This window comes from Roseovarius sp. Pro17 (assembly GCF_035599575.1).
Taxonomy (GTDB): Bacteria; Pseudomonadota; Alphaproteobacteria; order Rhodobacterales; family Rhodobacteraceae; genus Roseovarius.
Window position 1 is genome coordinate 3,170,837 of sequence record NZ_CP141179.1, and the last position, 24,649, is coordinate 3,195,485.

Annotated in this window: 13 protein-coding genes; 8 read left to right on the forward strand and 5 right to left on the reverse strand. The window is 57.9% G+C overall.

Going from position 1 to position 24,649, the window contains the following annotated elements:
• Nucleotides 1-119 precede the first annotated feature (119 nt).
• From U3654_RS15345 to U3654_RS15355, 3 genes are read left to right on the forward strand one after another with little or no spacing between them, the layout of a single operon-like run.
• Nucleotides 120-1,232: a Gfo/Idh/MocA family protein gene (locus tag U3654_RS15345; RefSeq protein WP_416384523.1), complete on the forward strand. Its 1,113-nt coding sequence runs from the start codon at nucleotides 120-122 to the stop codon at nucleotides 1,230-1,232.
• A 15-nt stretch (nucleotides 1,233-1,247) separates the two neighbouring features.
• On the forward strand, nucleotides 1,248-2,117 hold the full coding sequence (locus U3654_RS15350; RefSeq protein ID WP_324752421.1) for a hypothetical protein: 870 nt from the start codon (nucleotides 1,248-1,250) through the stop codon (nucleotides 2,115-2,117).
• Nucleotides 2,117-2,920 carry a WecB/TagA/CpsF family glycosyltransferase gene (locus U3654_RS15355; protein ID WP_324752422.1) on the forward strand — a complete coding sequence of 268 codons (804 nt, stop codon included), beginning with the start codon at nucleotides 2,117-2,119 and terminating at the stop codon, nucleotides 2,918-2,920. Before U3654_RS15350 ends, U3654_RS15355 begins: the two co-directional genes overlap by 1 nt.
• Nucleotides 2,921-2,945: 25 nt before the next feature.
• On the opposite strand, the gene U3654_RS15360 is transcribed toward U3654_RS15355, so the two are convergent.
• The 3 genes from U3654_RS15360 to U3654_RS15370 form a co-directional block, all read right to left on the reverse strand.
• Nucleotides 2,946-4,364, reverse strand: a complete 1,419-nt coding sequence (locus tag U3654_RS15360) for an efflux transporter outer membrane subunit (protein ID WP_324752423.1) — start codon at nucleotides 4,362-4,364, stop codon at nucleotides 2,946-2,948.
• A 155-nt stretch (nucleotides 4,365-4,519) separates the two neighbouring features.
• Nucleotides 4,520-5,827, reverse strand: coding sequence for an HlyD family type I secretion periplasmic adaptor subunit (locus U3654_RS15365; protein ID WP_324752424.1), 1,308 nt, complete (start codon nucleotides 5,825-5,827; stop codon nucleotides 4,520-4,522).
• Nucleotides 5,827-7,560: a type I secretion system permease/ATPase gene (locus U3654_RS15370; protein ID WP_324752425.1), complete on the reverse strand. Its 1,734-nt coding sequence runs from the start codon at nucleotides 7,558-7,560 to the stop codon at nucleotides 5,827-5,829. The genes U3654_RS15365 and U3654_RS15370 overlap by 1 nt, the downstream gene beginning before the upstream one ends.
• A gap of 395 nt (nucleotides 7,561-7,955) precedes the next feature.
• Here U3654_RS15370 and U3654_RS15375 point away from each other — a divergent pair, with 395 nt between their 5' ends.
• Genes U3654_RS15375 through U3654_RS15390 form a run of 4 tightly spaced genes read left to right on the forward strand, consistent with a single transcriptional unit; the run spans nucleotide 7,956 to nucleotide 20,782 of the window.
• A complete protein-coding gene (locus U3654_RS15375) occupies nucleotides 7,956-14,432 on the forward strand; it encodes a type I polyketide synthase (RefSeq protein ID WP_324752426.1) in 6,477 nt (2,158 codons plus the stop codon).
• A gap of 4 nt (nucleotides 14,433-14,436) precedes the next feature.
• Complete coding sequence (locus U3654_RS15380; RefSeq protein WP_324752427.1) at nucleotides 14,437-15,441, forward strand: glycosyltransferase family 2 protein; 1,005 nt, start codon at nucleotides 14,437-14,439, stop codon at nucleotides 15,439-15,441.
• A 2-nt stretch (nucleotides 15,442-15,443) separates the two neighbouring features.
• Nucleotides 15,444-20,126, forward strand: coding sequence for a MupA/Atu3671 family FMN-dependent luciferase-like monooxygenase (locus U3654_RS15385; RefSeq protein ID WP_324752428.1), 4,683 nt, complete (start codon nucleotides 15,444-15,446; stop codon nucleotides 20,124-20,126).
• Nucleotides 20,123-20,782, forward strand: a complete 660-nt coding sequence (locus tag U3654_RS15390; RefSeq protein ID WP_324752429.1) for a 4'-phosphopantetheinyl transferase family protein — start codon at nucleotides 20,123-20,125, stop codon at nucleotides 20,780-20,782. Before U3654_RS15385 ends, U3654_RS15390 begins: the two co-directional genes overlap by 4 nt.
• A gap of 78 nt (nucleotides 20,783-20,860) precedes the next feature.
• Here U3654_RS15390 and U3654_RS15395 read toward each other — a convergent pair whose 3' ends face one another.
• A complete protein-coding gene (locus U3654_RS15395) occupies nucleotides 20,861-21,991 on the reverse strand; it encodes a glycosyltransferase family 1 protein (RefSeq protein ID WP_324752430.1) in 1,131 nt (376 codons plus the stop codon).
• 162 nt (nucleotides 21,992-22,153) lie between these two features.
• Between U3654_RS15395 and U3654_RS15400 the strand changes: the two genes are divergently transcribed.
• Entirely contained in the window at nucleotides 22,154-23,113 is a 960-nt protein-coding gene (locus tag U3654_RS15400; RefSeq protein ID WP_324752431.1) for a hypothetical protein, read from the forward strand.
• 320 nt (nucleotides 23,114-23,433) lie between these two features.
• On the opposite strand, the gene galE is transcribed toward U3654_RS15400, so the two are convergent.
• Nucleotides 23,434-24,450 carry a UDP-glucose 4-epimerase GalE gene (gene galE, locus U3654_RS15405; protein WP_324752432.1) on the reverse strand — a complete coding sequence of 339 codons (1,017 nt, stop codon included), beginning with the start codon at nucleotides 24,448-24,450 and terminating at the stop codon, nucleotides 23,434-23,436.
• Nucleotides 24,451-24,649: the final 199 nt, after the last annotated feature.

Here is a 24,649-nt window from a genome sequence, read left to right on the forward strand (position 1 = left end):
AGTTTCTTGAAAAAGCCAATCTAGCGCCTTGATACCGCCCCGTGGACGTTGCAATGAGATAGGGGTAATCCAGCAGTCCAAATCTATCTTTTTGGACATTTACGGGGCAGTATTTTCTGATGGTAAAAAATATCAGAACCGCGTTTGTCGGTTTGGGCAAGATGGGTCTGTCCCATTTTGCGATATTCAATGCACATCCTGATGTCGACGCAGTGATCTGCGATCAGGCTGGCTTCCTGCTTGACGTGTTGGGCAAGAATATCGCGACCCCGATCCACAAGGATTTCGCCAGCATGCTGGAAAATGAGCCTCTTGATGCCGTCGTGATCGCCACACCCTCAAAACTGCATGCACCCATGGTGCGCGCCGCGCTTGAGAAGGGTATTCACGTCTTCTGTGAAAAGCCTTTCTGCCTTGATTGGCAGGACAGTGTTGCGCTCGCCGATCTGGCCGAGGCGCGCGGCCTCGTTAATCAGGTCGGCTATCACTACCGTCATGTCGGCGCCTTCAGCGAAATGAAACGCATTCTTGACAGCGGTGCCTTGGGCACGGTGACGCATGTCCAGGCCGAAGCTTATGGCCCCGTCATCCTGCGCCCTGCGCGCAAGACCTGGCGGTCGAAAAAATCCGAAGGTGGGGGCTGTCTTTACGACTACGCGGCGCATCCAATAAACTTGCTAAACTGGTTTTTTGGAACCCCTGCGCACGTCTCGGGCTCGTCCATGGTTTCGGTGTTTTCCGAAGACATCGATGATCAGGTAATGTCTGTATTGAGTTGGAAAGATGGTCCGTCCGCACTACTCTCGGTAAACTGGTGCGACGAGAGCCACCGCAAGATGGCAACCAAAATCAGTATGATAGGTACCAATGGCCGGCTCTATGCAGATCGTCAAGAATGCCAGCTATACTTGCGCGAACCTGTCACCGCATTGCCGGAGTACGACAAGGGCTGGACCGTGAAATACACGACCGAGCTGACTGAAGACACTTGGTTCTATCTGCGCGGCGAGGAATATTCAGCACAGGCCGATGATTTCGTCGGGGCCGTTCGCGCCGCCAAGGATGGCACCAAAGTCCCAGTCGCCAAAAACAGCTTTCGCTCGGCTGCCGAAACGGACCAGACCATGGCCATGGTGATTGAGAACGCTGAAACTGGAAATGCCGTCGGAGAACCTAACGTTTCCAAAAAACCGGCCACGCGCAGCAAGCGCAGCTGGCTCATGCGGACCTGAAGCAGGAGACAGCTCATGGACAAATTGCTATTCGGCGACAACCAGTTCTTTGGCATCAACCATATGTCCGAAGAAAAGGCCCGCGCACAGTCGATGCGGTTCCAGAAGACGGACGCCATCATGGATGTGCTCGACGTTGCATATGACGAGGGGATTCCCACCTTCATGTGCACGACCCATGACCGCATCGCCCAAGTGGCCGACCGTATTCGCGCGGCCCCGGAACGCTACCCTGACTTCACTTTTTACCCCTGCATGCCCTATGCCCATAAATATGCCAATGCCGTGACCGAATATGGCATGCTTGGCAGCTTGCGACACTTCATGCCCGACGATGGCCTGTTCAGCACCGCCTTGACCGGTGGAAAGGCGTTGGCCACCAAGGAAATTGACGGGATCATCAAGATCCTCATCGATATGGAGATGAAGATGTTTGCCGGGCTTAAAACGCCCGTAATCTTCATGCAGAACGTGTTCACGGATCTTTTCCTTGGTATGGGGTTTACCCGCGTTTTTCGCACCTTTCACGATCATGTCGTCGAAAAGTACAACGCCGAGCCAGCCTATATCACGATGAACATGCCGATGCTTCTCAAGGCGCTGGAATCCGAGGGTATCGAACGGCCGATCATCTGTTCTAATATCAACAAGATAGGGTTTCGCATGTCTGGAGGCTTTGATGCGTATCTGGATGCGCTGAAATCCGGCCGTGTTCGCGCCGTGGCCATGTCGGTCTATGCGTCCGGGGCGCTGCCGCCTGACGAGGCCATTCAATGGGTGTCCGAACTGCCGGGCGTGGAATCCATCGTGTTCGGCGCGTCTAGCGCGGCCAACATCCGCAGCACCAGGATACTAGTGGACCGTTATATGAAAGAATCCGCGTGATGGCAGATGCAGGCACAGATCCACAAGACAGTCTTCATAGCAGTCACACCTACCCAAAGGTGAAACTGCTTAACGTCTATGTACATGACGTGACGATGGACGAGGTGGTCGAGAATTTCACCGAAGGCATGATGCTCACCTTGCATGTCGACATGATCATGAAACTGCAGCGTGACAAGGAGTTCTACGATATCTTCGATCAGTTTGATCTGATCACCTGCGACAGCCAGGTCTTGTATTTCGCCACTAAATTCCTTGGCACGCCAGTGCAGGAACGAGTCTCGGGGTCGGATTATTTCCCGCGGTTCTACATGCACCACAAGGACAATCCTGACATCACGGTTTTCTTGTGCGGCGGCCAGCCTGGAATTGCCGAAATCGCAGCAAAGAACATCAACAAAAAGGTGGGACGCGAGATCATCGTCGGGACCGATGCGCCCTCTTTCGATTTCGACCAAAACCAAGCTGAAACCGATCAGATGATCGACAGGATAAATGCATCAGGCGCGACCGTGCTTCTGGTCGGTCTCGGTGGCGGACGTCAGGAAAAGTTCATCATTCGCTATCGCGACCGCATGCCCAATATCAAGCTCTACCTGCCCTTGGGCGGCACCATCGATTACGAGGCGGGCACTTTTAAACGCCCCCCCGCCTGGATCACCGAAGGGGGTTTTGAGTGGCTGTACAGATTGCTCAAGGAGCCACGTCAAAGATGGCACCGCTATGTTGTTCACGAGCCACCCGTGCTGTGGCGGCTGGCAGCGCAGCGACTTGGGTTTTATCGCGATCCCTTTGCGAAATAAGGCAGTCTCGCTGCGACTGACGGTTCTACTGGGCGATCTTGACGACAATCCCCTCACCCAGCGCCACGCGCAGGGTGATGAAATCCAATGCGACACTTCTCTGGATACCGGCCCGAGTCGTACGCGAGTTGGTCAAGGTTCGCTCGCGATCCAGCAGGTCGAGAACAGTTATATCGCCGCGATTTTCCAGCAGCTTGCGGGTCAGGCTGAGTGATTTGTCGTTGAGTGACACGACACGCTGTGCCGCACTCACCGCATCGAGGGATCCGCGCAGCGATGCCAGCGCCGTTTCCACCTCTTCCACGGCTGATAGAACCGCAGAGCGCCACTGCAAATATGCCTGATTGGCCCGGGCTGCAGCGGCCTTCTCCTCCGCAGCCAGTGCTCCTTGCGAGAATACCGGAATGATCAGCCCGGCCGTCAGCGACTCGCTTCCGCCCGAACCATCGAAGGGCGCGCGTATGAGGCCGCTGAGACTAAGGCTTGGATAGCGGTTTGCATTGGCCTCGGCCATGTCCGAAACTGCGGCAGCATATAGCCGTTCAGCTTGCTGGATGTCCGGCCTTTGACGCAATAGATCCGCCGGAACGCCGATCTCTCCCAACCCCTGCGGATGCGGCTGAGTGCCAGAATACCCCAGATTGACGCCAAGGTCGCCGACCGGCTTGCCAAGCAGCGTCGTGATACGGTTGCGCTGCTCGATAATACTGGCCCCGAGCTGGGGCATGTCGACTTCGATCTCTGCTACCAGCGCCTTGGCGCGAACAACATCCAGCTCGGTTGCGGCTTGCAGTTCCTTCTGTTTGGTAATTTCGCGCAGTGTGGTCCGCCGAGATCCGAGGTCACCCTTCCGCTCGGCGAGGGTTTCCTGAAAGAACCGCAGATCGACGTAAGCGCTTGCCAGTTCCAGCAGAAGAAGGCGGCGCGTATCGATCTGACCGAGCCTCTCGGCATCGAGACGAGCTTTCGCAGCAGAAACGCGTGCAGCGCGACGACCAAAGATGTCAAACAGCGCAGTAAGTTCGACCGAACCCGACTCCGAACCGGCACTTGTGCCTGCGGCTTCGATTTCTGCGTTTCCACTCACGCTGTTCCCTGCCCGCCGTAGGTTGGACTGGGCTTCCTCGATGCGCCACTCAGCCTCGGCAAGAGACAGGTTGTCGGACAAAGCCTGATCAATCAGGCGATCAAGCGTGGGGTCCCTGAAGGATGCCCACCATTTTTCATAGCCGCCACCTTGCACAGGCACCACGACCGAATATTTATCGGTAAGTTGCATGCTTGGTGATTTATATGGAGCGACCTTATCGCATCCAGATAATATCAGGATGACCGGCAGTACCAGCCTCAACGGAATACGCCCGTATCCAGGTTCCGATAGGTTCATTTGTTTGCCTGCTCTGCTCGACGGGCTGCTTCCGGCGCTGTTGACCGCGCTCTGCAACCTCTATGCTCGATTTCTTTCTAGCAAAGAATGAGTATCATTTATCGTCAGCAGCGCGCAAATCGTGAATTTACACGAAGATTGTTGCCGGTATGTGTCATATTTGTCCCAAAATCCCAATTATTTGCACATGCGACTAGTGGTCAAAGCAATGCTCACTCCCGGAATGAACGATTGAAGAAATTCATCAAGGGCTGCGTCAGATACTCAAACGCGGTCCGATCACTGGTTTTGATGAACACCTCTACCGGCATGCCGGGCACCAGGGTTTGGTCTCCGAGCGCGGCGATCGCGACCTGATACGGCAGGATTTCGGCGGAATAATAGTTCAGACCTGTGGTCTCGTCCTTGATGACATCTGCTGATATTCTAGATATCTGCCCCCTTACCTCGGGCGTATCGCGCTGATTGAACGAAGAAAATTGCAGGATCGCCTCCTGCCCGACGTAAACCTCGTCGATATTGATGCCATTGATCTGGCTGGACACGACCAGCGGTTGATCCTGAGGGATGACATACATCAACGGCTCGCCCGGCTGCGCCACAGACTGCACAGCGAAAACCTGCGTATTGTAGATCACGCCACCAACCGGCGCGCGCACATTCAGACGGGAAATCGTCTCCAACAGTGAGGAGCGTTTTTCCAAGAGTTCAGCCTGACGATACTGCATATCCCTGAGTTCGGTGGCGGCCTCTTCCTGGCGCCGCGTCCTAAGCTGCAGCACTTCAATCGCATTGCCTGCGGCTTGGCCGCGCAGTTCCGCGATTTCGGCTTCCAGTCGTCCGATCTGCCCCAGAAAATCGGCCTCTTCCCGCTGCAGATCGACGACTTGGGATCTTTGGGTCAACTGCTGCTTCAGCAGGGACTGCTGGTCGGTCAATTGTTGCTCCAACAAATCCCGCTGAGTTCTCAGGGCTTGTAGCTGGGCTTCGATCCCCTCGATCCGGTTCGTGATCTGGCGGTTCTGCTCGCCCAATAGATCAACTTCCTGAGCTAACGCGGCGCGGCGGGCGTCGAACAGCGCCACTTCTCCTTTGATGATCTGGCGAATCTCGGGACTATCGGCGGCAAGTGCCAGCAATTCTTCGTCGGGCTCCACCGTGTCGGCATCGTCACGCTCGGCCCTGAGACGCGCCTGACGGGCCATGATTTCCTGAAGCTGTCCCTGAACGATCGTCAGTTCCGATTTCACGCGTTGTCCGTCGAGGCGGATCAGAACATCGCCCGCCTCGACGATGTCGCCATCCTTGACCAGGATTTCACCGACCATACCGCCATCAAGATGCTCGACGACCTGCCGATTGGATTCAACCTGCACCATCCCCGAGGCAACCACGGCCCCCGAGATTTCTGTACGCACGAGCCAGACCCCAAGGCCCCCGACCAGAACGAAAAGCGCAATGATCCCGGTCGCGAGCGGCAAAGTACCACGCCAGGTCTGTGCTGTTTTCTTCGGTGCCATTAGCCGGCCTTTTCAGTTGAAACCACGCGTCGCACCTTGTCGACGTTTGCTAGCATCTTGTTCATCACATCGTCCCGCGGCCCCATGGAGACGACCATCCCCTTCTCGAGGACCATAAGTGTGTCACATTCCGTGATTGCCACCGGACGATGAGTCATGACCAGAACCGAATTCCCGGCTTTCTTAAATTCGCGCACCGCAAGATTCAACGCCTCTGTTCCATCAGAATCTAGGGCCGAGTTAGGCTCGTCCAAAACCAGAAGCACCGGGTTTCCATAGAACGCCCGAGCGAGCGCGATGCGCTGACGCTGCCCGCCGGACAGCATGCTCTCGTTTGCGTTGATATATGTGTCATACCCGTCCGGCAGCTGGGTTATCATTTCATGTGCATTCGCCCGTTTGGCGGCCTTAATCACAGCCTCCGCATCGGGAGACTGCGCCATCCGCGCGATGTTTTCACTCACCGTGCCGCTGAACAGGATTACAGTTTGCGGCAGATATCCGATATGCTTGCCCAAGTTTTCCGGGTTATACTGATCTAGCGTGGCACCGCCCAAGCGCACCTCGCCCGATAGGGGCTGCCAGTATCCTAGAATTGTCCGGGCCAGCGTCGATTTTCCCGAGCCGCTCAGCCCTATCACACCGACGGCCTGTCCAGGTTCGACCCGGAAATTTATGGTCCGCAATGTCGGCAGCTTGCCCCCTGGCGGGATCACCGTCACACCAGCCAAGGACAGCCGGGCCGCAGGTACCGGCAGTTCGGTCCGCCGGGCCGGAGGCGCTATCGTGGCAAGGTAGGTCGACAAGTTGCGCCACCCCGACCGGGCACGCTGCAGAACCGGCCATTGCCCCATCGACTGTTCGATCGGCGCCAAGGCACGGCCCAGCAGAATCGTACCCGCGATCATTGATCCGGGCGTCATCTCGTTTTGTAGAACGTAGAAGGCCCCCAGCCCAAGCATGGCCGACTGCAAAAACATGCGAAACGATTTCGTGAACGACGCAAAACTGCCGGTCCAGTCACTGGCACCGATTGATTGCTTGAGCCCCTCGTTGCGTCGGGCGATCCAGCGTTCACGCATGACCGCGCGCATGCCCTGTGACAGCACGATTTCACCGCCGGCCCGCGCCTGATCTGCAAAGCTGTGCGCGCCCTGCTGGGTAATCTGCGCCTTGCGCACTTTCTGCATGGTCAGAACCTGATTCAACATGGCCAGCACAACCAGAAACCCACCGCCAGCGACAGCCAGCCAGCCCAGCATCGGATGGAACAGAAAGATTGCCGCGATAAAGATCGGCGTCCAGGGAATATCCATCAAGGCAAGCAAAACAGGAGAGGCGAAAAAGGTCTGCACCGCATCGAGGTCCCTCAAAACAGCCGTAGATAGCGCCTGATCCTGAGGTTTGACTGAGCGTCTGAGCGTCGCCTCGAAAACCCTGCCATCCAGGGCAGTCTGAAACCGGGCGCCGACACGCGCCATGATCCGACCGCGGGCAAAATCCAGCGCCGCCATCAGTGCGAACAGACCAGCGACCAGGATTGACAGCGCGACCAGCGTCTCGACCGAACGTGACGCCAGCACGCGGTCATAAACCTGCAGCATGTAGAGAGGTCCGGTCAGCATCAGCAAATTGACAAAGATGCTGAAAACGAATGCCCAGAAAATAAGGCCTCCACCCTTCTTGCGGGCCTCGATCAGTTCCGCGCGTCCAAGAGAGGGTGCTGGCGTCATAAAAAGTCGCGTCTTTCACATGTGGGGTAGGACAGCGATGACATGATGTGACACGCCTACCAAGGTTCAGTCAGGTTTTCTGGACGACGCAGCCGCACGTCCTGAATCGCTCCATACTACATACCATCCGTATAATCCATTAACACTAGGTTTACCGGTCTTGTTACAGGCCACCTTGAACCAAGCCCCACCTTCGATCACGCTAGACATGACGTAACGGTCGGGTCGATGAGTTGAAACTTTCGACGGAAGTCTGGCGTTTCTTCTGTGACGGATTTTTTGTATAAAGTAGCATCAAGGACCCTGAGCGCATTCTAAGATCAAATAATTGCCTTAAAAACACCTGAATTATTTGATGATTCAGACCTGCTGACGTAAGATTTCCCAATGCATCCATGGACAATATGAACCAGAGCAATCTCAAAAGAGAGAACGACATCGCCATTGTCGGGATGGCCGCCCACCTGCCGGGGGCGGCGTCGATCGACAGCTATTGGACCAATCTGCGGGACGGAGTGGAATCCATCCGTCAGCTGAGCGAGGAAGAGCTACTGGCAGCCGGAGAGGCGGCGCATCTTCTCAGGCGTGACGACTACGTGCCCACTGCCGCGCCCTTGGACGGGTTCGAGACCTTTGATGCCGAATTCTTTGGCCTGTCTCCCAAAGAAGCGGCGATCATGGACCCCCAGCACCGCCAGCTTCTGGAAGTGGCCTGGGAGGCATTTGAGAACGCCGGACACACGCCCGAAGGCTTTTCAGGCCCCATCGGCGTCTACGCTGGCTGCGGCATGGGCAGTTATTTCTATTTCAACGTCTGCTCCAACCCCGATCTTGTCGACAGTGTGGGGATGTTCCTGCTGCGCCATACCGGCAACGACAAGGATTTTCTGTCCACCCGGCTCAGTCATATTATGGACCTGACGGGGCCCAGTATCAGCATTCAGACAGCCTGCTCGACCTCGCTGGTGGCCGCGCATTACGCCTGCCAGTCACTTCTGACCGGTGAATGCGACATGGCTCTGGCAGGCGGTGTGACGATAGAACTGCCCCAAAACAGGGGATATCTCTATAAGGAAGGCGAAGTGCTGTCGCCGGATGGCCATTGCCACGCCTTCGACCACCGCGCTCAGGGCACCGTATTTGGATCGGGGGCTGGTGTCGTCGTGTTGCGCAGGCTGGCCGATGCCATTGCCGACGGCGATCACATATGGGGCGTCATCCGCGGCACCGCGATCAATAATGACGGCGCGGCCAAAGCCGGCTATCTGGCCCCGTCGGTTGACGGTCAGGCCGCCGCCATCGCCGAAGCTCACACAATGGCCGAGGTTACGGCCGACACGATCGATTATGTTGAATGCCACGGCACTGGCACGTATCTGGGCGATCCGATTGAGATCGCGGCCCTGACCCAAGCGTTTTCGGAAACCACGCAAGAGACCGGGTACTGCCGGGTCGGGTCGGTCAAAACCAATATCGGCCATCTCGATACTGCGGCCGGTGCCGCCAGCCTTATCAAGACGGCGCTATCGCTGCATAACCGTCAGATCCCGCCGAGCTTGGGATACGAGAGGGCCAACCCGACCATCGATTTCGAAAACAGCCCGTTTCGCGTGAACGACCGCCTTGTTGATTGGATATCCCACAAAGGGCCGCGGCGGGCCGGGGTCAATTCCCTCGGAGTTGGCGGCACGAACGCCCATGCCGTGCTGGAGGAAGCCCCCGAACCCACGGCATCGGACCCGTCTGACTGGCCGTTCCAGATTCTCGTATCATCGGCACGCTCCAAAGCGGCACTTGATGCGGGTAGCCAGGCGCTGGCGGATCACTTGCGCGCCCACCCCGAACAGCCGCTGGCCGATGTGGCCTGGACGCTCAAGCAAGGACGCCGGGGTTTCGAAAAACGCCGGGTCGTTGTGGCCGAAACTCACGAGCAGGCAGCAAAGATGCTGGAGGAGAACGATCCGCGGCGGGTTTTCAGCCATTCCGTTGTGACCGAAGACCCAGAGATCGTCTTTATGTTTCCCGGTGGTGGGGCGCAATATGCCGGGATGGCCCGCGATCTCTATGAAACAGAGCCGGTCTTTGCCGAATGGATGGATCGCGGTCTCGAAATCCTTCAGCCCAAGCTTGACTACGACATCCGCGCCATCTGGCTGCCGGAAACAGGCCAGGAGGGTGCGGCTGATGCACGGCTACAGGCCCCATCGGTGCAATTGCCGCTAATCATGATAGTCGAATACGCTTTGGCACAACTCTGGATGTTCTGGGGCGTAAAGCCGACGGCGTTCGTCGGCCATTCCATGGGCGAAAATACGGCCGCCTGCCTGGCTGGTGTCTTTTCCTTCGAAGATTGCATCGGTCTGGTGCATTTGCGCGGCAAGCTTTTTGATACGGTTCCGGCGGGCGGCATGCTCAGCGTGGCCCTCCCTGCGTCCGAGCTTCTGCCTCTGCTCGGCGAAGACCTCGACCTTGCCGCGATCAACGCGCCGGGTCTGAGCGTGGCGACGGGCGCGCAAGCCGCACTTGATACACTGCAGGCAGAGCTGACCGCCCGCGAAGTCGACTGCCAGCGCATTCCGATCGACATCGCAGCACATTCCCGGATGCTCGCCCCCATTCTCGAAGAGTTCGGCAATTATCTGCGCTCGATCGAATTGCACGCTCCGCAGATCCCGTTCGTCTCAAACCGGACGGGCACCTACATCACCGCCGAGGAAACGACTGATCCCGACTATTGGGTCGGACATCTGCGCAATACGGTTCGCTTTGCCGACTGCATGACGACACTGGCCGAAACCCCGGACCGCGTCTTCATCGAGGTTGGACCCGGCAAGGCGTTGGCCTCGTTGACGTCACAAAATGACAAAGTCACTGCAAATCAGGTCATCAGCAGCCTGCGCCATCCCCAGGACGATATCCCCGATGACGCCTATTTTCTGGCCATGCTGGGCCGGCTCTGGGCCGTTGGCGGCACGTTCGACTGGGGCCAGATTTGGGGTGAGGCACGGCGCAACCGCGTCCCGCTGCCCACCTATGCCTTTCAGCGCGCGCCCTATTTCATCGAACCCGGCAAGGCGGCGGCTGATACCGGATCGCATTGGCTGATGCGCAGCGAGGATCCCGCAGAATGGGGATATAGGCCCGCTTGGACCCCGCGCTATGCCGCTTGCGATGTCGACGTGACGAACGATCTGGCCGCAGCCGGGCAGGAAACCTGGCTGATCTTCGACGATGATGCCGGGTTGACTGGAATCGTCTCTGAGCGGCTGCGCGCCGCAGGACATCCCGTCATTACAGTCACCCCCGGTGACACCTTCGCCAGAACCGGTGACAAGAGCTATGTGATCGCCCCCGAGCGAGGACGCGAAAGCTATGATGCGCTGATCCGCGATCTGGCCGCTCGCGAGATGATTCCGACCCGGATCGTGCATGGTTGGCTGCTGACGAAGACCGAAAGCTTCCGTCCGGGCAGCAGTTTTTTCCACCGCACCCAGGAACAGGGATTTTACAGCCTACTTTTCCTGACTCAGGCCATGGCAGACGAGGGCCTGTCCCAGCCCCTGCATGTGACAGTGCTGACGAACGGCGCGGTTCAGGTTCGCGATGAGCCCCTGCCCTATCCCGAAAAAGCAACGGTGATGGGTCCAGCCCGGGTAATGCCCCGCGAATTTCCGGGGCGAAGCTGCTCCGTGCTGGACCTGATCCTGCCGGAAACAGGCGGAACGCGGCGCAAGGCACTGGACCCGGCGGCGATGCGGAAACTATCCGACCGTGTTCTTGAGGATCTTCTATCGCCACCCGCCTCGCTGACCGCCGCACTGCGCGGAGAAAAACGGTTTGAGCTGACCTATCGGTCGCTCCCCCTGCCCGAGCCTGAAACAGATACGGCGCCGCTGCAGGAAAACGGCATCTACCTGATCACCGGCGGATTTGGCGGGATCGGCCTGACCATTGCCGAAATGCTGATCCGCAAGGCATCGGCCCGCATCGTGCTGCTGGCCAGAAGCGCGCTGCCGGAGCGCGACGCCTGGGCGCAGATGCTAGATCAGCTCGCCCCGCAGGACCCCGTTGCAAAACGCATCCGGGCCGTCCAGCGCCTAGAGGACGCCGGCGGACAAGTCACCTGCATCACGGCCGACGTCAGCAATGTCGAAGATATGCGGGCCGCGCGTGACCATGTCGAACAAAGTCTGGGCACGATCAATGGCGTTATCCACGCTGCGGGCCTGATCGACGACGCCCCCATTCTAAGCAAGACCATAACCGGGATCGAGGATGTCTTTGCATCGAAAATCCACGGCACGCAGGTTCTGGACACCGTCTTTCCGGACGGAACACTTGACTGGCTGGTCCTGTTTGCATCGACGTCCACCGCGACGGCCCCGGCTGGCCAAGTCGATTACGTGGCGGCGAACGAGTATCTCAACGCCTACGCCAAATCCCGCGCTGGCGACCAGACACTGGTGCGCGCCATTAACTGGGGGCTGTGGGCCGATGTCGGCATGGCCGCCGACGCGATGGAAGCCCGAACAGGCAGCGTCACCCCGCCGCCAGTCAAACCCGCCGGGGTGCCCATGCTGGACGAAGCCTCATTCGATGGCATCGGGAACCAACTGTTCACTACCCAATATCAGGCAGCAGAACGCTGGTTCCTCGACGATCACCGCACCATAGCTGGCGATGCGATCATGCCGGGAACCGGCTATCTAGAACTGGCAGCCCAAGCCTTGCACGCCCAAGGTGAAACGAGCGGTTTCGAAATCCGCGACCTTTACTTCCTGCGCCCGCTTGCCGTTCCGGATGATCAGGACCGCGCCATTCGTGTAACTCTGCCGCGCAACGATACCGGATACGAATTCACCGTCGAAAGCGGTGACGGAACCAGCTTTGAGCAAAACGCTCAAGCCACTTTGTCATTCTTGCCTCAAACCGCCCCCGCGCCTCTCGATCTGGATGCGATCCGCGCCAGATGCACCAAATCCATAGCCAAGGCGCCCGACGGTGCCTGGCTTAGATCCCGGCAAGAGGCGCATCTGAAATTCGGGGCACGGTGGCATGTCCTGCAGTCAAGCGCCTTGGGCGACGGCGAGGGGGTCGCGCATCTGCGCCTGCCCGCAAAGGTGCAGGATGACATTCAAGACGGTTACCGCCTGCATCCCGGTCTGATGGATCTTGCTACCGGTTGGGCGATGGACCTCATCGCCGGATATGAGCCTACCCATCTGTGGGTGCCGGTTTCGTATCGGTCGGTCCGCGTCTTTCGGGCCTTGCCCGCCGAAGTCGTCAGTTGGGTCCGCAACGCCGGCGCCAACCGGGGCGATAGCGAAACGGCCAGTTTCGATATCACTATCGCGGCCCCAGACGGTAGCATCTGTGTCGACATCACCGGTTTCTCAATCCGTCGCATGGAACAGGGTGTCGCCTTCGCGGCGGGCGCTGCACAGCATGCAAAAACACCGCGCGCCGATGAGGGCCCCAGACCGTTGTCTGCGGCCGAAGAACGGCTGCAGCATAACCTGTCGCAAGGTATCCGGGCCGAGCAGGGGGCCGATCTCTTTCTCAGGGCGCTGGCTGTGCAACAGCCGCAGGTCATCGTGTCGTCCCTCGAGCTGGGCGATCTGATCCGTCAGGCGGGACCAGAGGATGCAGGCGCAGGTGGGGTCGAGCAGAAATTCGAGCGTCCCCAGCTGGACTCGGACTATGTCGCCCCTGCAAATGAAATCGAAAATCGGCTGGCCGGCTTCTGGCAAGACTTGCTTGGCGTGGACCAGATCGGGGTCGAAGACAGCTTTTTCGACTTAGGCGGACATTCCCTGATTGCCGTGCGGCTCTTTGCCCAGATCCGCAAAGCATATCAGGTTGATTTCCCGATCTCGGTGCTATTCGAGGCCCCTACCATCCGCAAATGCGCCGATCTGATCGCCGCCCAAGGCATCGCACCCGGAAGCGACGACGAAGCGGATGCGTCAACGCCCGCCGCCGCGCCCGAGCGCCGCTTCACGCATCTTGTCCCCATGCATTCGGGGGAAGGCGGCTCGAAAACTCCATTTTTCCTGGTGGCCGGAATGTTCGGAAATGTGCTGAACCTGCGTCATCTGGCTCATCTTCTGGGCACCGACCGTCCGTTTTACGGTCTGCAGGCCAGGGGGCTTTACGGCAATGAAGAACCGCATCACTCGATCGTCGAGGCGGCGCGCGACTATATTGCCGAGATGCGCATGGTCCAGCCAAACGGACCTTATATGGTCGGTGGTTTTTCCGGCGGAGGTATTACCGCATACGAGATTGCCCAGCAATTGGTCGCAGATGGCGAAGATATCGCCGCGCTAGTCATGCTCGACACCCCGCTTCCGGTGCGTCCGCCACTGACCACCCGCGACCGAGCCATGATCCAGTGGTTGGATCTGCGCGGCAAGGGCCTTGCCTATCCCGCCCAATGGCTGCGCAACAGGATCGCATGGGAACTAAAGAAACGCAGTCAGCCCGACGACGAAGCCGAAGTGGAAGCCGGACAGCAGTTTCACGACACTGCCATCGAAGCCGCGTTTCTGGACAGCGTGAGCTCTTATGAGGTTTCGCCCTGGGGCGGCCCACTGACCCTGTTCCGCCCCCCCATGGTCGGGAAATGGCAGGTCGCGCCTGACCGCCTCGTCAATGCGGACCGACACTATGTCATACATGACAACGACTGGGCGAAATGGGCGCCGCAAGTCGAGGTGATCGAGGTGCCCGGTGATCACGATTCCATGGTTCTCGAACCCAATGTCCGCGTTCTGGCCGCCCGAATGAAGCGCTGTATTGAGACTGCCGAGCAGGCACGGCGGGACACTTTCGGGACGGCAAAGAACCAACTTAAAAAGGCGGCTGAATAATCCCATGCCCAACCCAAACGTTCTGACCATCATTCTGAATTACAAGACAGCGCCGATGACCCTGCGCTCGACCGAAGCGGCCTTGGCCGCAATGGACGGAATTTCCGGTGAAATCGTTATTGTCGACAACGATTCCCAAGATGGATCATTCGAGGCTATCTCGGCCCATATCGCGAAAAGTGGGTGGGATCGTGTGAGGGTCTTACAGTCGGGCCGCAACGGCGGCTTTGGTGCTGGCAACAATGTCGGCATCCGTGCCGGGCTGGCTGACGGCTCAAGACCCGACTACGTCTATGTCCTGAATTCGGATGCCTTTCCGGCACCCGACGCGATCGGGCACCTGCTGACCTATCTCGACGCCAATCCCGAAATCGGCTTTGCAGGCAGTTATATCCACGGCGAGGACGGCGAAACACACCTGACCACGTTCCGGTTTCCGTCGGTTTTCAGCGAGTTCGAGGGGGCGATCAAGTTCGGTCCCGTGTCCAAATTGCTCGCCGCCCATGCTGTCCCTGTGCAGACCCCGTCCCAAGATAGCTTGGTTGACTGGTTGGCTGGCGCCAGCCTGATGATGCGCCAACCTGTGCTGGATGAGATCGGCCTTTTCGACGAAACCTTCTTTCTCTATTTCGAGGAAACCGATCTGTGTCTGCGCGCGCGCCGTGCCGGATATCGCACTGCCTTTGTTCCCAAAAGCGAAGTCGCGCATATCGGTTCGGTCACAACTGGCATGAAAGGCTGGGAAAAGGTGCCGAATTACTGGTTCGACTCGCGCTTGCATTACTTTGTCAAAAACCACGGTTCTCTCTATGCTGCGGTTGCCACGCTTGCACATCTCGCCGGTGGCGGGCTGCACTGGCTGCGTTGCCTTGTGACCCGCAAGCCCCTAGATGTTAAGCCCAATTTCCTGGTCACCATGGCACGGCATGATTTGCGCGCCTTGAGCCGGGCCGTCTTTGTGTTCAGGCGCAGAAAAGCCGACTGCGCCAAACCCGCTATCGGAGATTAGTCATGTCCATGTTCCGCTCTGTAATCATTGGCAATGAATCCCTCGCTGTTCAATGCGGTGAAATGCTGCTGGAAGGCGGGCATGCCATTGCTGCGGTCGTCACCCGTAATCGCGATGTCCGGGACTGGGCCAAATCCCATGATCTGCCCGTCCATGCGCCGGGCGCCGGTCTTGCCGAACGGCTTGTCGATAGCGAGTTTGACTGGCTTTTCAGCATCGCCAATCTCGACCTCATCCCGCAGGCTGTTCTGGACATGGCCGCTAAGGGCGCGGTGAATTTTCACGACGGCCCCCTGCCTAGTTATGCGGGTCTGAACGCGCCGATCTGGGCCCTGATCAATCAGAAACAACGGCATGGCATCACCTGGCACATGATTTCAGGGGAGATCGACAAGGGCGATATCATATCCCAGACCCAATTCGACATCAGCGACAGGGATACCGGCCTGACCCTGAATACAAAATGCTACAGCGCAGCAATCGAAAGCTTTGGTGCGGTCATCAGTGCGCTTGCCTCAGGCGCTCCGGAACTCACACCGCAGGATCTGTCGCAGCGCAGCTACTTTGCGCGGGACGACCGACCCAAGGCCGCAGGCCGGTTGGATTTCACGCAACCCGCCGAAGCCCTGGCCGCCTTGGTCCGCGCGCTCGATCATGGGGATTACTGGAATCCGCTATGTTGCCCGAAAATCGCCGCCGCAGACCAGATATGGCTGCCCCGAACCGCCACTATTGCGGATAAGGGCCCGGACGCCGTCCCCGGCACGGTGATCGCCGCCGATTCCGGAACCCTGACTGTGGCGACAGGAACCCGGCCCATTATTCTGAGTGAATTCCGAGATTGTTTTGGCGCAATCGTTCGCGCCGATGCCATTGCGCGGCCCGGTGACCTGCTCCCATCGGTCACGGCGCAGGAGGCAGAACTGATCTCCGCCGCCCTGGCCAGTGCATTGCCGGGCGAAGCGCATCGGCGCGCGCGACTGGAGACGATGATACATCCCGAATTATCGCTGATCGATCCGGGCGCAGACTCCGGGCGGGCCATTCAAAAGGCGCTGCAGCTTCGCAAAACCGCCAGCCCCGAAATTCTGCAAGCAGCGCTGGCGTTATTTGTCGCCCGTCTTGGTGAAACCGACCAGATCGACATTGCCTGGCAGTTACCGGGCGGGCCGGATACCCCGCAATCGGGCTACATCAGTGATTGGGTTCCGGTTCGGACCGAAATCCGCCAAACTGTTGCGGCGGTCCGCGACGCCCTTGCCCGCGACATCAAAACCGCTCGCGAACTTGGCGGGTTCCCATGTGATCTGGCGGCCCGCATTCCCGACCTTCGCCAGCCTTGCATTCCTGCGGTTGGCCTATCCCAAGACATAACGCAGGGTCTGATTGAGGGGACGTCGCTGACACTTTTGATGGCCGATGGAGACGCCACGCTCGTCGCCAATAGCGGCCATGTCACCGAAGACGCGCTTGACCTGATCGCTGCCCGCCTGGAGCATCTATGCACCCTGATGAGTGATCCGGCATCGGATGATCTTGAGGCGACAGACCTGCCCATCCTGCCGGAGACCGAGCAGACTCTGGTCCTGCGCACATGGAACGACACGGTTGCCGATTATGACGAAACCGCATGTATTCACCAGCTTTTCGAAGCTCAGGTTGCCCGGACACCGGACGCGGACGCCATCGTTTTCGAGGGTGAAACTCTCACATATTCCCAACTGAATACGCGCGCCAATCAGGCCGCGCATATTCTGCGTGACATGGGGGTCGGGCCGGGAACGCTGGTCGGGATCCATACCCGCCGCTCACCTGATCTGCTAATAGGTGCGCTGGCCATACTAAAGGCCGGCGCTGGCTATGTCCCGATGGATCCGGCCTATCCCGCCGACCGCACCGCGCTCTATATTGAGGATAGCGCCGCACCAGTCGTCATCACGCAATCCGATCTGGCGGCGGACTTGCCGCCTCACGACGCTCAGGTTCTTCTTCTCGACACCAAACAGGTGCTGCAAGAGACCCGGCAGGACAATCCTCAAAGCGATGTTACGTCAAAGGATATCGCTTACGTGATCTATACCTCGGGCTCAACCGGGCGGCCCAAGGGTGTGATGATCGAGCACCGGAATGTATCAAACTTCTTCACCGGTATGGACGCCCGCATCCGGCATGACCCGCCGGGCATCTGGCTGGCCGTAACCAGTCTGTCCTTCGACATCTCGGTTCTGGAACTGTTCTGGACCCTGACCCGTGGCTTCAAGCTGATCCTCAGCAGCGACGAAAATCGCGCCCTTGTGGCAGGAGCATCTACACAACGGCGGGCCGTCTCAGGAAAAGGCATGGAGTTTAGCCTCTATTATTGGGGGAATGACGACAAGCCGGGGCGTGAGAAGTACCGGCTGATGCTGGAAGGCGCCAAGTTCGCCGATCAAAACGGGTTCTGCGCCGTTTGGACGCCGGAACGGCATTTCCACGCTTTCGGTGGGCCCTACCCCAACCCGTCCGTCACCGGGGCCGCCGTCGCAGCGGTCACGCGCAATATCGCTGTGCGCGCAGGCAGTTGCGTTGCCCCGCTGCACCACATCGCCCGCATTGCCGAGGAATGGTCGGTGGTCGACAACCTCACCAATGGGCGTGCAGGTCTTGCCATTGCATCTGGTTGGCAGCCGGACGATTTCCTACTGAAGCCTGAAAACACGCCTCCACAAAACAAGGAAGCGATGTTCGACGCCATCCGCGACCTGCGCAAGTTGTGGAAGGGCGAGCCGGTCGAGTTTCCCCGCCAAAACGGCGAGATGCATGCAGTGCTGACCCAGCCCAGACCCGTCTCGGACGCGCCTGAAATTTGGGTCACGACCGCTGGTAACCCCGAAACTTGGAAGGATGCCGGCCGTCACGGCGCCCATATCCTGACCCATCTTCTGGGCCAGAGCGCTGACGAAGTAGCCGAAAAGATCGGTCTCTATCACGCTGAGTTGCGAAAGGCAGGCCATAATCCAGATGATTTCAAGATCACCCTGATGCTGCACACCTTCGTGGCCGAAACGCGCGAAAAGGCGCGCGATGTCGCCAGTGGGCCAATGAAGGACTACCTGCGCTCGGCCGCTGGCTTGATCAAGCAATACGCTTGGGCCTTTCCTGCCTTCAAAAAACCCGAGGGTGTAACCAATCCGTTCGAACTTGACCTAGGAGAGCTTGAGCCGGACGAAATGGAAGGCATCCTTGATTTCGCGTTCGAGCGGTATTTTGAGGACTCTGGGCTGTTTGGCACGATTGAGGACTGTCTCGACCGAGTCGAGCAGCTAAAGCGGATCGGCGTCAGTGAAATCGCCTGCCTAATTGAATACGGGATCCCCGTGGATGACGTTCTGGAGGGTCTGAAGCCCCTGACCGAGGTGCTGCGTCAGTCCAACACCGCAGAAACATTGCCCGATGACGATTTTTCAATCGCTGCCCAGATCGTCCGGCACGACGTGACCCATCTGCAATGCACGCCGAGCATGGCGCAGATGTTGTTGATGAACGACGAGGCAAGATATGCCCTCAAAAGGATAAAGCACGTGATGATCGGCGGCGAGGCGCTGTCCGGTTCTCTGGTTTCAGAGCTTGCTACTCTGACCGACGCGCATATTGAAAACATGTACGGCCCCACAGAAACGACCATCTGGTCGACGACCGAAACCGCCATCCCCGTCGAGGGGATCGTCAATATCGGTCGGCCCATAGCCAATACGCAGGTCTATGTGCTGGACGAAGATCTGCGCCCTGTTCCCGTCGGCCAACCCGGAGATCTTTATATCGCAGGTGCAGGGGTGGCACGCGGCTACTGGCAACGGCCCGACCTGACGGAAGAGCGTTTTGTGGACGACCCCTTTAGCGGCACTGACGCCCCTATGTACCATACCGGTGATCTGGCGCGCTGGCGCACCGATGGGCGGCTCGATTTTCTGGGCCGCGCCGATCATCAGGTCAAACTGCGCGGCTACCGGATTGAGCTGGGCGAAATCGAGAGCGTCATCGACGCCTTCCCCGGCGTGCGTCAATCGGTGGTCATGGCCCGCGAAGATACCCCGGGGCTGACCCAGCTCGTCGCCTATCTAATAACCGACGCCCCTGTCAGCGACAGCAATTTGCGCGAACGCCTTGCGGCGAACCTGCCGGATTATATGGTGCCGACGCATTTCGTCACGCTGGACAGCTTGCCGCTGACACCGAACAAGAAGATTGATCGCAAGGCACTGCCAGCCCCTGCGCCGCGTGTCGCCGCCGCGCAGCCCGCTGACACAGCCACAGCCACAGCCACAGCCACAGCCACAGCCACAGCCAAAGTCGCTAATGGCGGCGATACGGTGCAAAAGATTGCGGCCATATGGTCTCAGATTCTTGGTATCCCCAATATTGGCGGGCGCGATAATTTCTTTGATCTCGGCGGGCATTCCCTTCTGGCGGTCCAGGCGCATCGCGAGATCCGCAAGCACCTTGCGGTTCCGAAGCTGAGCATTACGGACATCTTCCGCTTTCCGACCCTCTCGGCGCTGGCCGCAACCGTCGACGAAAAAACCGGTGCCGCAGAACCTGAAACGCCGCAGAATAGCCCGGCAGCAGAAGACAAGGCCGCCAGCCGCAGCGATGCCATGTCGCGCCGCCGTGCGATGCGGGCAAGGCGCCCATCCAACACTGCATGACCCGTCAGGCGGTCGTAGCTGATGCGCTGCAAAACCTTTTGGGGCCAGATTTCGGGATTGGCGTAACCGATCCCACTGAGGCCGGTGGCGGTCTGTGGCCCCAAGAGACACCGGCTATTGCCAAGGCAGTGCGCAAACGGCGGCTTGAATTCACCGCCGGCCGCGTCGCCGCCCGGCAGGCCATGGCAGAGCTTGGCTTGCCGCCGCAGCCGGTCCTTCAGGCCCCCGATCGCGCCCCGCTCTGGCCCACGGGCATGATTGGAAGTATTGCCCATTGCGACAGGGTCTGCATTGCCGCAATTGCCCTATCGGGCACGGCCCGCAGCATCGGCATTGACATCGAACCGGACACCGCCCTGCCCGCTGACCTGGAACAGATCATCTGCACCCCAAACGAGCGCCGCTGGCTTGACCGCCATCCGCTGGCTGATCGCGACCGATTGGCCAAACTGATCTTTAGCTGCAAGGAAAGTGTCTACAAAGCCCAGTACCCACTAACCGGCGAGATGATCGGCTTTGAGATGGTCGAAATTCAGCCCGACTTGGCAAGACACAGTTTTCTGGCTCTGCCATCAAAAAAATCCGTTTTTGGCAGGTTGAGCGGGCAGTTTGCATTCGCAGGCGGCTTTATACTAACTTGCTACAGAATACTCTAGCGGTCCGCACGCGCCCGCTCGATGCGCCGCATGTCTGATCATCCCTGCCTCGGCAACGACTTGAAACGCATTGGGCCTTCAGAGCTTGTCGAAGAGAAACGCCATATCGTCGACGAAACGCTTGTCTCTCACGTATTCTGCAACTCTTTGATAAGCATTTTGCGTGATATCCCGTCGCAGCCCGGCATCCGACAGGGCCATTTGAACGACATCCTCCAGATCGCTGAAATCCCATTTAATCGGAAGATACGTAACCCCGGCCTCGTAGATATCGGGCCTTGTATCCAGATGGCTCATATCCGGCTTGATCAAAACCGATCCGGTCGCAACAGCCTCGACATCGCGCCAGCATAGCTCGCCGTAGCCAAAAGGGCTTAGACATAGCTTTGAGTGGCGCATTTCCTGCATGTATTTCGCCCAGGAGATGGTATCTGGCGCAGAAAGCTTCAGACCGGGGATCGCGCGGACACGGTCCAACGCTTGCTGGCGCATCGCTTGGTACCAATCCGTACCGCGAATGCCAAACCGGGTCTGGATATCGATTGGACGGTCCGTGTGTGAGGGCGCATCCTTCGTGGCGAAATCGTGCAAAAAACGAGGATCCGTGAAAAAATTCGGGCTCAGGCGCAGTTTCTCAACCATGCTTTCCGGTACGTTCCAATCGATCGGATCCGCATCAATCCCGTACAGATCGCCATAGTATTCTGTAAGATTTGTACCGCCTCGAAACGGACGCAGGAAATCCTGTTCGTCCCTGAATACAGATTTCTTGAGGTAGAAATCGACGTTAGGTTCCAGATGGCGCGCCATCCGGATGTCACTATGAGCAAAGGTATCCATAAATGAAATTGAGGCTTGCGGGTTGGCCTGTACGAGTCGGCCAAACACGTCTTGCAGAGTATCCTCGGACACCGTGAACCACGCCTGAAGCAGCACAATATCGGCGTCATCGTGCCGCACGGCCCCGCCCGCAAGCAGTTTGGTGACCGGATAGCATCTGACCTCCAGCCCAAAGCGGGCTTTCAGCGTGTCCTGATAGTAGAGGAAAGGATAAACTTGGGTGAAACTGATGCTATTGGGCTCATAGTAGATGACCAGTTTCTTCCTCGCGCCTTTTGTAAAAGGTCGCCCAAGAAAGAGGGTCGCTGGCCGATTGACAGGACGCGCAAGCGCATATTTTCCGGCAAGAGCGTCAAGTGTTGGAAGCATGAGATATACTAGGGCTTTCAGATATAATGACTTGTGTAAGGTAGTGCCTTTGCCTCACCATGGCACGACGCATGTTCCATGTGAATTGTTTACACCTCTTGAATAGAAACCAACTAGCAGAATACTGCTCATGTAAGTGAAATAATTTACCCACCCCATGCCATGACCATATTCCCCCGACTTCATACCCGCCTGAAACGGCTTGCCCCGGTCGCTCTTTTGTTGCTCCTCGCCGCCTGCGGGGGCGTGGCCCGGTGCGGATCTGCCAAGCCGTTGGACAAGGCCAAGTTTGATGCCCTCTACACCGATCCGGCGCCAATACCGACCGGTTCGCAAGCTGCCTTTTACATCGGACACAGCTTGGTCGGGCGCGACATGCCAGCCATGCTGGCACAGCTTGCCGGCAGTGGGCACGTCTATGACAGCCAGTTGGGTTGGGGCACGCCGCTTAAGGCGCACTGGGAACCGGATGAGCCCATCAACGGGTTCGAGACGGAAAACGACCATCCGCGCTATCGCGATGCCAAAGAGGCCGTTTTATCCGGCGAATATGATGCGCTGATCATGACCGAAATGGTCGAAATACGCAGCGCGATCAAGTATTTTGACAGTGCAAAATACTTGCATGAATGGGCCAAGGCCGGATGGGATGCGAATCCGGATCTTAACGTCTACCTCTACGAAACTTGGCATGAGTTGATCGATGAAGAGGGCTGGCTGAACCGCATTGATCGCGATCTGGATCGGTATTGGGAAACCGAGATACTTCGTCGCGCCCTATCCTATGGAGATGCAACCCGCCCGATTTATGTGATTCCCGCCGGTCAGGTCATGGCCCGCTTCGTGCGCGCGGTGGAGAGCCAGGGTGGGGTCGGGCCGGTCAAAACCCGCGAAGACCTCTTTTCCGACGACATCCACTTCAACGACCTCGGCGCGTATCTGATTGCGCTCACCCAGTATTCGGTGCTGTACCAGAAATCCCCTGTCGGCCTACCTCATACCCTGAAACGCGCTGACGGATCTGCCGCGACAGATCCGGGCGAAGAGGCCGCACGTTTGATGCAGGAAATCGTGTGGAAGGTTGTCACGACCTACCCAAAAACCGGAGTGCCGCAAGAGTGACTGAAAGCGATTGTTACGTTATTTTCAGCTGAGATGGCTAGATTGCCATGTTTTATTGGGTTGCTGCGGCCAATGGATTCCAGTCAAAAACCATCTTGAAGCAGCCGCTGGACTACGTGGCTGAGTTATGGCCGTCCTGATGGTCATGATAGCGTCGATTGCCATGAGCGCGGCTATGCAGTTATCAGGGGCCAGAACGTCTGAAGGGTTCAGGGCAGTTGCTTTGGTGCCGCATGATCGCTTTGAACGCTATTGTTCCGTCATTTCCGGTCGATATGCGTATTGCTGTCAAAAGGTGGAATTAAAGATAATTTCACTCTTCAACTATCATAGCCTTTCGGATTTAGTTTCTGCCAGCGCCAGTGATCGGCAAGCATCTCGTTGAGGTCATGCTGCGCCCGCCATCCCAGTTCGCGCTCGGCACGTGCTGGATCTGCCCAGCATTGTGCTATGTCGCCCGAACGTCGTTCCGCAAAGTTTGTTGGCAACGGCTTGCCAATGATGTTTTCTAGCTCTTGGACAATCTGAAGGACCGAATGCCCTCTGCCCGTTCCAAGATTCCAGACACGGTATCCCATATGCATCCGCAAGTAATCCACAGCCATCAAATGTCCGGCCGCTAAATCCATAACATGGATATAGTCGCGCACCCCCGTGCCATCAGGCGTGGGGTAGTCATTCCCAAACACAGACAGCGCCGCACGCTGTCCAATCGCTACTTGCGTCGCATATGGTATTAGATTCGCAGGTGTACCGCGCGGATCCTCTCCGATCTGTCCACTAATGTGCGCTCCAGCAGGATTAAAATAACGCAGTACGGCTATTGCCCAGCGTGGGTCTGATGCACAGTGATCCTCGAGTATTTGTTCCACCATCCGTTTTGAGCGGCCATAGGGGCTGGTGGGATCGTCAATAGGACTGCTCTCGGTCAAAGGCATCTTTTCCTGCTCACCGTAGACAGATGCGGTTGAACTAAAGACAAGCCGAAACACCCCCGCTCGTCCCATCGCCTGAGCAAGCGCGATAGTGCCACCCACATTCACATCGTAATAGGAAAGAGGGTTTTCAACACTCTCGTTGACGGCCTTAAGACCCGCAAAGTGCAATACGGTATCGATCTTTGACTCTTGGAAGACGCGATCAAGCAGCGCCGCATCACGAATATCGCCTTGATGAAACACTACACGACATCCAGCTAGTGCTTCTACCCGGGCAATCGCCTTGGGCGAGCTATTCGAAAAGTCATCGACCACCGTGACGCTATGCCCAGCTTCCAAGCAGCAAAGCATCACATGTGTACCGATATAACCAGCACCGCCTGTCAAAAGGATATGCATTGAATACCTCAATATTGTATACGTTGGCAGACGCTATATCACGGTCCACCTGCGCTGGGTGACGGAGCTGACAATAGTTTTCCGGCTCAAGCCTGAAGTCGAATTGTCCGCGACATGCCGTATAAGGCAGAATGCAGGCGAAAGCATCCATAATCAATCAAAACAAGGGTATAATAGTAAACCTTGGGCCCCGAAATAT